The 14,090-nt window shown below is 54.8% G+C and carries 12 protein-coding genes; 1 reads left to right on the top strand and 11 read right to left on the bottom strand.

Annotated features, from left to right (window positions below):
• Positions 1 to 4: 4 nt before the first annotated feature.
• Positions 5 to 334 carry a hypothetical protein gene (locus ACG98I_RS12575; protein ID WP_394720946.1) on the bottom strand — a complete coding sequence of 110 codons (330 nt, stop codon included), beginning with the start codon at positions 332 to 334 and terminating at the stop codon, positions 5 to 7.
• 255 nt (positions 335 to 589) lie between these two features.
• Positions 590 to 2,026 (bottom strand): type I glutamate--ammonia ligase, encoded by a 1,437-nt coding sequence (gene glnA, locus ACG98I_RS12570; protein WP_394720947.1) that lies wholly within the window; start codon positions 2,024 to 2,026, stop codon positions 590 to 592.
• 272 nt (positions 2,027 to 2,298) lie between these two features.
• On the opposite strand from glnA, the gene ACG98I_RS12565 reads away from it, so the two are divergent.
• Entirely contained in the window at positions 2,299 to 2,769 is a 471-nt protein-coding gene (locus ACG98I_RS12565) for an RDD family protein (RefSeq protein WP_394720948.1), read from the top strand.
• Positions 2,770 to 2,930: 161 nt separating this feature from the next.
• Here the strand turns inward: ACG98I_RS12565 and ACG98I_RS12560 are convergent, their stop codons facing one another.
• The 9 genes from ACG98I_RS12560 to sucB all read right to left on the bottom strand — a co-directional run.
• Positions 2,931 to 3,716, bottom strand: a complete 786-nt coding sequence (locus ACG98I_RS12560; RefSeq protein WP_394720949.1) for a DUF4191 domain-containing protein — start codon at positions 3,714 to 3,716, stop codon at positions 2,931 to 2,933.
• 149 nt (positions 3,717 to 3,865) lie between these two features.
• Positions 3,866 to 4,930: a lipoyl synthase gene (lipA, locus tag ACG98I_RS12555; RefSeq protein WP_394720957.1), complete on the bottom strand. Its 1,065-nt coding sequence runs from the start codon at positions 4,928 to 4,930 to the stop codon at positions 3,866 to 3,868.
• Positions 4,931 to 5,155: 225 nt separating this feature from the next.
• Positions 5,156 to 5,965: a lipoyl(octanoyl) transferase LipB gene (gene lipB / locus ACG98I_RS12550; protein ID WP_394720950.1), complete on the bottom strand. Its 810-nt coding sequence runs from the start codon at positions 5,963 to 5,965 to the stop codon at positions 5,156 to 5,158.
• Between the two features lie 59 nt (positions 5,966 to 6,024).
• A complete protein-coding gene (gene gcvH, locus ACG98I_RS12545; protein WP_394720951.1) occupies positions 6,025 to 6,417 on the bottom strand; it encodes a glycine cleavage system protein GcvH in 393 nt (130 codons plus the stop codon).
• A gap of 220 nt (positions 6,418 to 6,637) precedes the next feature.
• Positions 6,638 to 7,765, bottom strand: coding sequence for an FAD-dependent oxidoreductase (locus tag ACG98I_RS12540; RefSeq protein ID WP_394720952.1), 1,128 nt, complete (start codon positions 7,763 to 7,765; stop codon positions 6,638 to 6,640).
• Between the two features lie 101 nt (positions 7,766 to 7,866).
• Positions 7,867 to 8,196, bottom strand: coding sequence for an antibiotic biosynthesis monooxygenase family protein (locus ACG98I_RS12535; RefSeq protein WP_394720953.1), 330 nt, complete (start codon positions 8,194 to 8,196; stop codon positions 7,867 to 7,869).
• 178 nt (positions 8,197 to 8,374) lie between these two features.
• Positions 8,375 to 9,478 (bottom strand): glycine cleavage system aminomethyltransferase GcvT, encoded by a 1,104-nt coding sequence (gene gcvT, locus ACG98I_RS12530; RefSeq protein ID WP_394720954.1) that lies wholly within the window; start codon positions 9,476 to 9,478, stop codon positions 8,375 to 8,377.
• A 3-nt stretch (positions 9,479 to 9,481) separates the two neighbouring features.
• Complete coding sequence (gene gcvP / locus ACG98I_RS12525) at positions 9,482 to 12,337, bottom strand: aminomethyl-transferring glycine dehydrogenase (RefSeq protein ID WP_394720955.1); 2,856 nt, start codon at positions 12,335 to 12,337, stop codon at positions 9,482 to 9,484.
• Between the two features lie 355 nt (positions 12,338 to 12,692).
• The coding region (sucB, locus tag ACG98I_RS12520; protein ID WP_394720956.1) for a 2-oxoglutarate dehydrogenase, E2 component, dihydrolipoamide succinyltransferase at positions 12,693 to 14,090 on the bottom strand (1,398 nt) is incomplete at its 5' end.

Here is a 14,090-nt window from a genome sequence, read left to right as displayed (position 1 = left end):
CTTTTCATTTGTGGGTATCTTTAATTTCGGCGATCTCAACTTCGACGGCGACGCCGTAGGGTGTATTTACCGGCGACAACAAAAGGCGATAATTGCCGGAAAGATCACCTGAGATCTTTCCTTCGTCTTTGCCGCCGTTACGTCCGTCTAGGACGTGCCAACGTCCAGGGCCGTTGCGGCCGAGTCTAAAGAGCTCAGCTACGTTCTCATAGGATGCAATCTCATTGAGCCGCCTATCTCGCTTTTTCATTGCGGAAGCGCCATATTGTTTAAGAAATACAGCATCTTCTTCTATTAGAGTCTTGATGCGATTGTCTTTATAGACGAATTTCAAATCTTTACCTACTTGGTAAATCCTATTGTAGTCTATAGGGGTGAAAAGGGAAGAGGCAAATTTTTCTTAGCCTGGCTCAATAGTAACTTAGAGGCCTGACGTTACTGCATAGGCAGCAAAAGAAGCCGTTGTCCACACGCATTTCATCAGGGAAACGGAGCGGGCATCGGCAAGCAAAGCTTTCAACAGATCCCAAAAGCCCGCGGAAACCATCAAAGGAAACCGCGGGCTAAAAGTTGAGCTAGCTAAGCGTGATTAGCAGTCGAAGTACATCTCGAACTCGAGTGGGGTAGGACGCAGTCGAGTTGGCTCAATCTCGTTGTCATACTTGTACTTGATGTAGGTATCAATAAGGTCCTCGGTGAAGACGTCGCCTTCGGTAAGGAACTCATTGTCAGCAGCCAAAGCTTCGAGGGACGCCTCCAGGGAGGTTGGTGCCTGTGGGATGGATGCAGCTTCCTCCGGTGGAAGCTCATAGAGGTCCTTATCCACTGGTGCGTGTGGCTCAATACGGTTCTTGATGCCATCCAAGCCAGCCATCATCATGGCCGCGAAGCCGAAGTATGGGTTGCCTGATGGGTCCGGCGCGCGGAACTCAATACGCTTTGCCTTTGGGTTGGAACCGGTGATTGGGATACGCACTGCTGCGGAACGGTTGCGCTGGGAGTACACCAAGTTGATTGGTGCCTCAAAGCCCTTGACCAGACGGTGGTAAGAGTTCAAGGTTGGGTTGGTAAACGCCAAGACCGCGCCAGCGTGGTGGAGCAAACCGCCGATGTAGTAACGCGCGATATCGGAAAGACCCGCGTAGCCTGCCTCATCGTGGAAGAGTGGCTTGCCGTCCTTCCACAAAGACTGGTGCGCGTGCATACCGGAGCCATTGTCACCAGCCAGGGGCTTTGGCATAAAGGTTGCGGTCTTGTTGAATGCAACGGCGGTGTTCTTAATGACGTACTTGAAGGTCTGAATGTCATCTGCCGCATGCAGCAAAGTATTGAAGCGGTAGTTGATCTCCTGCTGGCCGCCGGAGCCAACCTCGCGGTGGAAACGTTCAATGTTGAAGCCAACCTCCTGCAGCGCGCCCACCATGGCGTCGCGGACCTCAACGGTCTGGTCATAAGGAGGGGTAGGGAAGTAGCCGCCCTTTTCACGGTTCTTATAACCGAAGTTAGGGGTGCCATCCAGGTTATTTTCCTTGCCGCGGTTCCACCAGCCCTCATTGGAGTCAACCTCGTAGAAAGCCTGGTGTGCGTCAGCCTGGTAGCGAACGGAGTCAAAGAGGTAGAACTCAGCTTCCGCGCCGAACTGGCAGGTATCAGCAATGCCGGTGGAGATCAGGTATTCCTCGGCCTTGCGGGCAACATTGCGTGGGTCGCGGGAGAAAGGCTCATGAGTGAAAGGATCATGCACGAAGAACTTGATGTTCAGGGTCTTCTCAGTGCGGAAAGGATCAATGTGTGCGGTTTGTGGATCCGGGAACAAAGTCATATCGGATTCATCAATGGTGGTGAAACCGCGGATGGAGGAGCCATCAAAGGCCATACCGTCTTCAGCAGCATCCTCATCAAACTCAGATGCAGGAATGCTGAAGTGGTGCTCCGTGCCTGGGACGTCAGTAAAGCGGATGTCAACGAATTTGACGTCTTCATCAGCAATAAACTTAACTATCTCCGAGACGCTTGCAAATGCCATGGGTGCTCCTAATAAATATAGTTCGCAAGATAATTTCTACCTCACAAGTCTACGCGCGTAAACGTGGCTTCTACACGAAAACGAGCGCATTGCGGCTTGAAAAAGTGTCCGAAACTCATTTTAACGAATTATCTGTCAGACACTAGAATTCACCCCTTATTTTCACCTACCAATTAGGTGGAACAGTCATTTGTGCCCTGCATAAAGTGGGGTTGGTCATGGTTGGGTGAAGGAACTTTCAAGTCTTAGGTTGGCCTACTAGATTGGTGGTCATGGCGAATAAGAAAACCTGGATGGATGGGCCCGATATTCCGGGTGAGAATGACTTTGACGCACCGGGACGCTATCCCGGTGAAAATTTGGGCTTCCCCGAAAATGGACCTGGTGCATTAGCATCCGTATCCCGCCGTGCGGCCGGAGTCTTTATTGACTGGATTCTCTGCCTTCTTATCGCAAGCGTCCTTGTTCGCTTCACCGGCGTGCTGGGTGGCACTTCCACCGCGACATTAATTTTGTGGGTCTGCATGGGCATCATCGGCGGCATCCTGTTTGCTCGCACCCCAGGCATGGCTATTTTGGGCATGGGCGTGGCCCGCATGGATATCCCAGGTACCCGCGTTGGAATCTGGCGCGGGATTGTTCGTACCCTGCTCACCGCGTGTCTCTTCCCGGCCGCAATGGTGGATGCAGATGGTCGCGGTATCCACGACCGTGCAACCGGCACTGTCGTAATCCGCTCTTAGAAAACGCCGCCTCGCTGGGCTTTTCTCTATCAACATGAACAGTGGGAAGAAATAACAAAGCATCCCGCTTCACCACATGCATTGGCTAAGAATTCTTTGATTCTCGGCACAAGGTCTAGTGCATGTCAATGAAGCGGGATGCTTTTGATTATGTAGTTGTTTTACTTGCCTTTGCGCTCTTGAGCGCGGCGCATACGGCGGTTCATGCCGGCCATGTTCTGCGCCTGACGTGGCATTGGGCCCTTTGGTACACCTGGCATCTGGCCTGGTGCGTTATCCATAGCCTCAATCTTGCGGGCTACGGCATAAACTTCATTCTTGTTGAAGTTACGTGGCAGACGCATGATGTGATTGCGTAGCTTGCCTACTGGAACCTCATCTTCGCCATCACCGACGTAGACCTCGTGGATTGGAACACCACCGGCGAGCTTATCCACACGTCGACGCAGCTGCTGCATGGTAGGGCGAAGGCGCTGCTTGGAGCCTTCTGCCACGAAAACCACACCTGGGTTACCAATGACGCGGTGGACAATGTCCTGCTGGCGAGTCATGGCGATACCCTGTTCAATCTTCCAGGCCACACCAATGGTGTTCTTGAGCTGATTGTCCAAAGCCCAACCGGCAACACCAGGCTGGTCCTCAACGCGCTTATACATATCGCGCTCAAGGCGGCGGGTGAAGATGATCATGGCAACTAGGAAACCAATACCCAGACCCAGAATCAGCATGAACCATTGGCCATTAAAGAGCAGGCCAATGAGGAAGAAGAGCAAGCCAATACCCAAGATGGCCAGCAGCATCAGCGGGATGAGCGCCTTATCCTGCTTGCGCTGCATCTGGAACGCTTGCCACATTTGCCCGCGAGTCTCTTTACGCTTTGCGCGCTTTGCTGCGCGCTCTTCCTTCTTGGCAGCTTTCATTGCTGCTTTATCTTGACCTTGTGCCATAGCTCCTACTTTAGGGGTGTTCAGTGGAAAACAAAAAAATCTGCGGCCTACCGCCCACCCATTCTATTGAGGGCGAGCAGCAGCCGCAGTCATCAGGCCTTAACTCGGTCGCGTTTCACGCTTTAGCCGAGTACAGGCCCGAGCCGGTATTAGCGGATCGTTGCAGAAACCTTAGTCTCATTCGCAGGAGCCTTGCCCATGCGGGTGGTGACTGGAGTTTCATCAGAAGGACCGTACTTCTGCAATAGGGAAGAAGCTTCCTGAGCAGTTGCGCCCTCAGTGGTCTCTTCCAAGTGCTTGAGGTTCTCTGGCAGCTCGAAGCCGCGTGCCTTCATTGCCTGGGTGTACAGACGGCCCGCGCGGTAAGAAGAACGAACCAGTGGGCCGGACATGACAGCACCGAAGCCGATTTCCTTTGCGTATTGGGAGTGCTCAATGAACTCCTCAGGGCGTACCCAACGCTCAATTGGGTGGAAACGAGGCCCTGGGCGCAGGTACTGCGTAATGGTGATGATGTCAGTGCCAGCAGAGTGCAGGTCACTCAGCGCTTCCTGAATCTCTTCCTTGGTCTCACCCATGCCCAGAATCAGGTTGGACTTGGTGATCAGGCCAAAGTCATGTGCCTGGCGGATAACGTCCAAGGAACGCTCGTAGCGGAACGCAGGGCGAATGCGCTTGAAGATACGTGGGACAGTCTCCACGTTGTGAGCAAAGACCTCTGGGCGAGCTTCGAAGACTTCCTGCAACAAGTCTGGCTTGCCGGAGAAGTCAGGGGTGAGGTTCTCAACACCAGTGTGAGGGTTTTCCTCGTGGATCTTGCGGACCACCTCAGCGTAGAGCCATGCGCCCTCATCAGGGAGGTCATCACGGGTCACGCCGGTGATGGTGGCGTAGTTCAGATTCATCTCCTTGATGTTTTCTGCTACGCGGCGTGGTTCATCAGTATCCAGTGCCTGTGGCTTGCCGGTTGCGATATCGCAGAAGTCGCAACGGCGGGTACAACGGTCACCACCAATGAGGAAGGTAGCTTCGCGGGACTCCCAGCATTCGTGGATATTCGGACAGCCTGCCTCCTGGCAGACGGTGTGCAGGCCAGCGCCAGCAACACGCTTTTTCATGTCTTCATAACCCGGACCAGTGCGGACCTGGTTACGGATCCACCGTGGTTTCTGCTCAATGGGTGACTCCGCATTCTTTTTCTCAATGCGGAGCATCTTGCGTCCTTCAGGCTTAATAGTCACAAATTCCACCCTACGTGTTGTGCGATTTTGAATTCAACTAAATATAGTACGGACCTTGGATTATTGACCCTGTTGTCGGGGTCGGGTTGAGTCCTTAAGTATTCCAATGAAAACCGTTTAAGGAATATTCCATTATCAATAGTGTGAACCCAAACGGGGGCATGCAGGAGGAATCAACGGGCATGCGAACGCGCGTGCCTAATGCGCGAGGTTGGATTGTGCTTTGGCCTTCCGGGCTTTCTCATTGGCCACTTTGATGGGATCAGGGGCAGAAGCGAAGGTGTGGTCGGCTACGGTCAGCCGGCCAGCAAGAGCGTCATCGAGCGCAACGAGGAGTGGGTCGGTGGCGTCATCCAACGTGACGTCGCGGCCCAGCTCCAATGCCAGGGTGGTGATATCTGCGTCATCAATACCGCAGGCAATGATGTGATCGTAGTAATCTAGTACGTTATTGCAGTTCAGTGCCAAACCATGCATGGTTACTCCGCGGGTGATGCGAATGCCTAGGGCTGCAATCTTGCGGTCACGCTTGGATGCAGCAGGGTCGGCAGCTTGCGTGGTGGATGGCACCCACACACCTGAGCGGCCATCGATACGGCCGGCGGTGGTCACACCCATCTCACGCACGGTCTGGATGATGGCTTCTTCCAAGCGGCGAACATAATCCACCACATCCACGGGCTCGGCAAGCTTGATGATGGGGTAGACCACCAGCTGGCCTTCGCCGTGCCAAGTAATCCTGCCGCCGCGGTCTACACCAATGACAGGCAGGCCATTGGTTGGCATGTCTTCCGGCTGAGTACGCTTGCCCGCGGTGTAGACCGCTGGATGCTCAACTACCAAGATGGTGTCTCCAACCTCGTCTTTAGCGCGTTTGGCGGCAACATCTGCTTGGTAATCCCAGGCTTCTTGGTAATCCATGAGCCCGAGGTGCGAAACCTCAATGGGCTTCTCTGAGGCACGGATGGAACGATCAGCAGGGAAAAACGGGTCACGCGGCGCAGTCATGCCCTTCAGTGTAATACTTGGGGCAAACTGCGCCGCGTGTTTTTAGTTAATTACCGAAATTAATCGACGCCATTTTCCTTAGCGTACTCTTCAGCGGTCATGACCTCGCCGAGTTCCTCAACCTCGACCTCGAACAACCAGCCTTCACCGAAAGGATCGTTGTTGATGACCTCGTAGTCATCGTGCACAGCTTCGTTGACAGCGGTGATCTTGCCGGTGACAGGGGAGTACAGGTCAGAAACAGACTTGGTGGATTCAACTTCACCACAGGTCTCACCAGCGGTGACGGTGTCGCCGACTGCAGGAAGCTCAGCGAAGACAACTTCGCCCAAGCGGTCTGCTGCGACAGAGGTGATGCCGATACGTACGTTGTTGCCAACAATTGCGTCCTGAGCGGCATTGATCCACTCGTGATCCTCGGAGTAGGTAAATTCTTGAGGCAGGTTAGCCATGAGGAACTATCCTTTCATCGACTGTGCCCCCGCCCGCGCGCAGAATTGCCCTGGGTGGGATGCATTGGGTTCGTTTCGCTTTTACTTTAGCGCACCGAAGCATTGTTCATGCATCAAATGCGTCCAAAGACTCACCTAGTGGGGGTGTATTGAGAAAGGTATTACTCCAAGTATCCCGGGCAATGGGTGAAAATTGGGCAGAGGATGCGCTAGGTCAGGGTTAGACCTTGGCTGCGCGTCGTGCTTTGACGATGCTGAGGAGCGCATCGCGGCCCGCACGGTTAGCGCCCACCGTTGATTGTGAAGGGCCGTAGCCAATCAGGTGCAGGTTGGGCTTTCCAATCACCCCGGTTCCCTTGATGTCGATTCCACCTTTGTCATTGAAGAGATCGAGTGGTGCGAGGTGTTCAAGACTGGGACGGAAGCCGATGGCCCAGATGATGGCATCGAGCTCCACGTGGGTTCCGTCTTCTTCGATGACACCGTCTTCATAGATGGACGTAAAAATTGGGCGGCGCTGCAGTGCGCCATTTTTGTGCGCACGTTGGGCATCCTGGTTATAGATTAAGCCGGTATAAGAGACGATGGAACGAGGCGCATTGCCTGCCTCAGTGTGTGCGGTGACCTTTTCAATGGTTTGGCGCCCGCCCTCTTCCGCGGTGAATTTCGAGCGAAACTTTGGCTTAGTGCGTGTGTACCAATAAGTTTTCTCTGCCACATCTGAGACCTCTCCCAGCAACTGCACCGCGGAGATTCCCCCGCCGACGATGGCCACGCGCTGGCCTGAAAATTCGTTGAGGGTGACATAGTCCTTGGAATGTAGCTGGCGTCCCTGGAAATTATCGATGCCGGGGTAATCGGGCTGAACTGGGTTATTCCATGTACCAGTTGCGTTGATGACCGCTTCTACTTCCCATGTGGAGCCAGCCAACTCGGATCTACCTTCGTCTGCCACTTCCACGATATAGCCGCCAGCAGGATTCTCACGCACTTCGCGCACCCTGACTGGGCGGATAATGGGAAGATTCATCTGTTCTTCATAGGCGGTGAAGTAATCCGGTACGGCCTCGCGTGCCGGTGTGGATTTGTCGATCTCCACCTGCTCCATGCCGGGAAGGTCGAAGATTCCATTGACCGTAGCCATGGTTAGTGATTCCTGACGGTGCAACCACGCGCCACCCGGTGCATTTTCTGCATCGAAGACAATGAACGTCTCTGGCGCCTCTCCGGCGGCGCCAGAGGTATCTGGATTTAGCGCGGAGATGAATCCGCGCCGTGCCAGGTGATAGGCGGCAGAAAGTCCGGCCTGACCGGCGCCGATTACTGCGACAGTTGCCTTGAATGTCATAAAAGCCAGCATACCCGACATTTAGTTGACGTTTCACCTAAAAGTGGATGCTGGCTTTGGGGATAAGTGCTTTGGTAGCAGGTGGGGAGGGTGGGAAGCTGTTAAGCCTCTGGATTGGCGGGCGCTGCTGGTTCTACCTCGTCGAGGTTGACAACCTCGAACTCCAAAAGGGATGCGCCGGTGGCAACTGGCTTGCGGCCGGTGGCGTGCTCCGCTGGTGCTCGGTTGGAACGCCAATTTTCAAAGTCGTCTGCGGTTTCCCATTCGGTCACAACAAAGTAGCGGTCTTCACCCTTGGTGGGGCGTAGGAGCTGGAAGCCCTTGAAGCCTGGGGAAGAATCAACAGCATGCTTACGAGCTGCAAAACGGGATTCCAGTTCAGGACCCTGGCCTTCAGGAACTTCGATGGCATTGATCTTGATAACAGACATGGTGCACACTCCTTGCGTGTAATGCGGGACGGGAAACCTTCAAACTTAAGGTTGATATCTAGCTTAACGAAAGTTCGAATAGATCGGCAGGGATATTGAGTGTGAAAACCACCGCACTCCGTGCATTCAACCGAAAGGGCTGAATACACGGAGTGCGTTTAAGCGGGGGAGAATGAGATTAATTCTCGCGCTTGTAGAACGGGGTCTTGGTGACAGTGAATGGGTAGCGCTTACCGCGGATATCTACCTCAACCTCAGTACCTTCTTCCAAGTTTGCTTCGGTGTCAATGAGAGCCAAAGCAATTGGGTGGCCCAAGGTTGGTGAAGGCTGACCGGAAGTCACGGTGCCCACGAGGTTGTCGCCGACGTAGACCTCTGCGCCGCCACGTGCTGCACGACGCTCTTGAGAGGTCAACGCGGTAATGATCTTCTGTGGACCTTCCTCCAGGCGCTGGCGAAGAACCTCAGCACCGACAAAGTCAGCGGTCTTCTTCTTAAATGCCATGCCCATGCCAGCTTCGACCGGGGTGATCTCACGAGTGAGCTCATTGCCATAAAGTGGCATACCAGCTTCGAGGCGCAGGGAGTCACGGGCTGCGAGGCCACAAGGAGTGACGCTCTCGTGTGCAGCGAAGGTCTCCCAGATCGTGGTGGCATCAGCGTTGTAGACCATCAGCTCGAAGCCATCTTCACCGGTGTAGCCGGTGCGGGCAACGATGGTGTCAATGCCAGCGACCTTTGCCATGGTGGAGGCGTAGTAGGAAAGCTCTTCAACTTCCTGCTTGGATTCCTCAGCAACCTGCTCGATCAAAATCTTGGCAGATTCAGGGCCCTGCAGAGCGATCATGGCAACGTCAAGGGACTCATTGTTGAGCTCAACATCGAAGCCTTCGGTACGCGCATTGAATGCTTCCCACACAGCATCAGTGTTGCCGGCGTTTGGAACAACCAAGAACTTGGTCTCAGAGAAACGGTAGGAAATCAGGTCATCGATGATGCCGCCGTCTTCTGCGACAATCATGGAGTACTTTGCCTTGCCGACCTTGACGATATCCATGTTGGAAATCAGTGCATAGGACATAAATGCGGCAGCATCTGGACCATTGACCCAAATCTCGCCCATGTGGGAGAGATCAAACATGCCAGCGGCGTTGCGTACTGCATGGTGCTCGTCGAGCTCCTTGCCATACTTCAACGGCATATTCCATGGGCCGAAAGCGGTAAAGGTTGCGCCGAGCTTCTCGTGTTCTGCGTGCAGTGGGGATTGACGTAGTTCAGACATAAGTTAAGCCTCCTCAGATTCGGAATCAGCATCGAAATCGAATGCCTCTGGTGGTGGGCAGGAGCACACCAGGTTGCGGTCACCATATGCCTCATCCAGACGGCGTACTGGTGGGAAGTACTTATTCAGACGCAGGGAAGGAACAGGCCATGCTGCCTTCTCACGTGGGAAGGAGTAGTTCCACTCATCAGAAGACACGGACAGCGCGGTGTATGGAGCATTGTGGATGACGGAATCCTCATATGCGACCTGGCCATCAATGATTTCCTGAATCTCAGCGCGGATGGTGCGCATTGCTTCAATGAAGCGCTGCAGCTCGCCCAAGTCCTCAGACTCGGTTGGCTCCACCATCAAGGTGCCTGCCACTGGGAATGCCAGCGTAGGAGCGTGGAAGCCGAAGTCAATGAGACGCTTCGCCACGTCTGCTGCGGTGACACCGGAGGCATCGGTCAGCGCGCGCAAGTCCAAGATGCACTCGTGAGCAACCAAGTCCTCATTACCGGTGTAGAGGATCGGGAAGGAATCCTTGAGCTCAGACGCGATGTAGTTGGCGCCCAAGATTGCATAAGCGGTGGCATCGGTTAAGCCTTCTGCACCGGTCATAGCAATGTAAGCCCAGGTAATTGGCAGTACGCCTGCGGAACCGAACTGGGAAGCGGTGATTGGGACACCCTTGCCCACTGGCGTTGGGTTGGCAGCATCGAGTTCATCCGATGCCGCGTCAGTTGGCAGGAATGGGATGAGATGTTCTGCCACGCCGATTGGGCCAACGCCTGGGCCGCCGCCACCGTGCGGAATGGTGAAAGTCTTGTGCAGGTTCAGGTGGGAGACGTCGCCACCGAACTTGCCTGGCTGTGCCCAGCCGGTCAATGCGTTCATGTTGGCGCCATCAATGTAGACCTGGCCGCCTGCAGCGTGGACCTTATCGCAGACCTCGCGCACCTCTGGGTCAAATACGCCGTGGGTGGATGGGTAGGTGATCATGATGCCGGCCATGTTCTCGCCGTGCTTTGCGATCTTCTCATCCAGATCTTCCAGGTTAATGGAGCCGTCTTCAGCGGTCTTCACCACAACCACGCGCAGGTTAGCCAGCGTTGCAGAAGCAGCGTTGGTGCCGTGTGCGGAAGCTGGAATCAATACGATATCGCGGTTGGTGTCTCCATTTGCCACGTGGTAGCGGCGAATCGCGAGCAGACCAGCAAGCTCACCCTGGGAGCCAGCGTTTGGCTGGATGGAGACCTTCGCGTAACCGGTTAGCTCAGACAGCCAGCCCTCAAGTTCATCAATGAGTGCACGCCAACCCTCGGTGGTGTTCTCTGGGGAATATGGGTGAACGTTTGCGAACTCTGGCCAGGTGATTGGCTCCATCGCAGCAGTTGGGTTGAGCTTCATGGTGCATGAACCCAATGGAATCATCGTGCGGTCCAGCGCCAGGTCCTTATCCGCAAGCTTGCGCAGGTAACGCATCATCTGGGTCTCAGAGTGGATGCTATTGAAAATCTCGTGGGTCAATACCTCGGTGGTACGTACCAGAGCCTCAGGCAGTGGGTAGTCAGCGCTATCAGCAACGGATGCACCGAAAGCATCAGCCAGAACAGAAACGTCACCTTCATTAGCGGATTCACCGAAGGAGACAGAAACCTTGTCATCACCAATAGCGCGGACAAGGTAGCCAGCGTCCTGCAGCTTATCCTTAATGGCCTGAGCATCAACACCGGAAACGGTAACTGTATCGAAGAAGTCCTTGGAAGAAATCTCCAGGCCCTGTGCTTCAACAGCAGCTGCGAAGGAAGCTGCCAGCTCATGTGCGCGGGTAGCAATCTTCTTCAGACCTTCTGGGCCGTGGTAGACCGCATACATGGACGCAACATTGGCAAGCAGTGCCTGTGCAGTACAAATATTGGAGGTCGCGCGCTCACGACGGATGTGCTGTTCACGAGTCTGCAGTGCCAGGCGATATGCCGGACGGCCCTCTGCGTCAACCGACACGCCGACGAGGCGGCCAGGCATCTGACGCTTGAGCTTGTCGGAAACGGACATAAACGCCGCGTGTGGGCCACCGAAGAAGAGTGGGACACCAAAGCGCTGGGAGGAACCAATAACGATATCGGCGCCGAAACCACCAGGGCCTTCAAGCAAGAGCAGCGAGAGCAAGTCCGCGGTGACAGAAACTAGGCCACCACGGCCGTGGATTTCCTCAATCACAGCGCGTGGGTCGAAGATATCGCCTTCAGTACCGGTGTAGGCAACAACTGCACCAACGAGGTCTTCGCCGACGACGCCTTCACTGATGTCAGCAATTTCAACTTCCAAGTCAATCGCACGAGCGCGCTCAGCAGCAACAGTCAGAACCTGTGGGTGCAGGCGAGCATCCAGCAGAACACGACGGCCCTTCTTGACCGCACGTGACATCAGACCAACTGCTTCAGCGACAGCAGATGCCTCATCCAGAAGGGATGCGTTAGCGATTGGCAGACCGGTCAGGTCCTGGACCATGGTCTGGAAGTTCAGCAGAGCTTCCAAGCGGCCCTGGGAAATTTCTGGCTGATAAGGGGTATATGCGGTGTACCAACCGGCATCTTCGACCAAACCACGGCGGATAACAGCTGGGGTAATGGTATCGGAGTAGCCCTGTCCATAGAAGGACTTCAAGACGACATTCTTGTCAGCGTAAGCGCGAAGCTTGGCCTGCGCGTCAGTCTCACTCAGTGCCGCTGGCATATCGAGGTCCGCTTCCGTGCGGATGGATCGTGGGATAGCTGCGTTGACGAGCGCTTCTACGCTGTCATAACCCACTCGCGCCAGCATGTCCTTTGATTCATCGGCATCTGGCCCAAGGTGGCGGGCAATGAAATCCATATGTGTCAAACTCCTTTTGAGGAAACTAACATTTGTTCAGGCTTGCTAATAAGACCACGAACCGCAGTCAACGCCCCTCATTATATGGTTTGACCCGCATTTCCATCGCCTTTTCCACCCCCACGCGGTAATGGCGAACCACATCACATTTTTGATTATCGCGTGTACCAGCGCGGATATCAACGAATCCCGAAAAGTGAAGCTTGTTAGGTTAATTTGTAAGCATTACACACCCCCGAAAGTGTCACAGAGCGGGGGTGGTAAAACGGCAACAGCCGCTGACGTGGATTTCTCCACAACAGCGGCTGTTGTTTCAGGCACTAGCCTCTAGCTTCTTACCTCATTAAGGGCGAGATTAGAGAGCGAAGTCAGACTCGAAGTCTCCGGTCTCAAGGCGGTCCTTGATGGTGGTGATGAAGCGGCCCGCGTCAGCTCCATCGACGACCTGGTGGTCGTAGGAGAATGGCAGGTAGCTCATCTGACGGATAGCAATTGCATCCTGGCCATCTTCGGTCACAACAACTGGGCGCTTCTCAATCAAAGCGGTGCCCAAGATACCAGCCTGTGGTGGAACCAGAATCGGAGTATCCAGTAGTGCACCCTCGGAGCCAATGTTGGTGACGGTGAAGGTTGCACCGGTCAGGTCATTTGGCTTGAGCTTGTTGTTGCGTGCACGGTCAGCCAAGTCTGCGATTGCCTGTGCAATCTCAGGCAGCGTCAGATCCTGTGCCTTGTGGATGACTGGGGTGAGCAGACCACGTGGGGTGTCAACTGCAATCGCAACATTGACGTCAGCGTGGTAGGTCATTTCCTTGGTCTCAGGGTTGTAGGACGCGTTGACGTTCGGGTGGGACACCAGAGCCTCAACGGTTGCCTTCACGATGATTGGCAGGAAGGACAGGTTTGCGCCGTACTTCTCAACGAACTTTGGCTTTGCCTTCTTACGCAGCGCAGCAACGGTGGTCATGTCGACTTCCTGGACGTGAGTCAGCTGCGCAGTGATCTGCAGGGACTCAACCATCTTGGTCGCCGTGATCTCGCGGATGCGGTTGACCTTGGTGGTGGTGCCAATCAGTTCCTGCTTAGCTGGATCCACAGACTTGGTGGACCAGTTAGCGCGCTCACCAGCAGGTGCGGCTGCGGAATCAGCAGCTGGTGCGTCTCCCTCGCCGGCTGCAGCCAGAACATCCTGCTTACGGATACGGCCGCCAACACCGGTGCCCTCAACAGTGTTGAGGTCGATGCCGTGCTTTTCAGCGAGCTTGCGTACCAGTGGGGTGACATAAGGAACGTTGTCGCCGGTGTTTACCTTCGCAGAAGAAGCTTCCTTCCTAGGTTCTTCCTTCTTCTCCTCGGCAGCTGGAGCTTCCTTCTTTGGCTCTTCCTTTGGAGTGTCTTCCTTGGCTGGAGCCTCTTCCTTTGGAGTGTCTTCCTTGGCTGGAGCCTCTTGCTTTGCTGGCTCTTCCTTCTTTTCTTCTGCTGCTGGCTTGGCGTTGCCGTCGCCGATGCGTGCGATAACTGCGCCGACGTCGATGGTGTCGTCTTCGTCAGCGAGGATTTCTACCAGGGTGCCTGCGACTGGGGATGGGATCTCGGTGTCGACCTTGTCGGTGGAGACCTCGAGTAGTGGTTCGTCTACTTCGACGGTGTCGCCAACGGACTTCAGCCACTGGGTGATGGTGCCTTCGGTGACGGACTCACCGAGTTCTGGCATCTCCACATCGGTTGCGTCACCGGAAGCGTCAGAGGAGCC

The sequence above is a fragment of the Corynebacterium sp. L4757 genome, assembly GCF_043673995.1.
GTDB lineage: Bacteria > Actinomycetota > Actinomycetes > Mycobacteriales > Mycobacteriaceae > Corynebacterium.
Note: the sequence above shows the minus strand (reverse complement) of the source record. Positions and strands in the feature narration are given on the sequence as shown.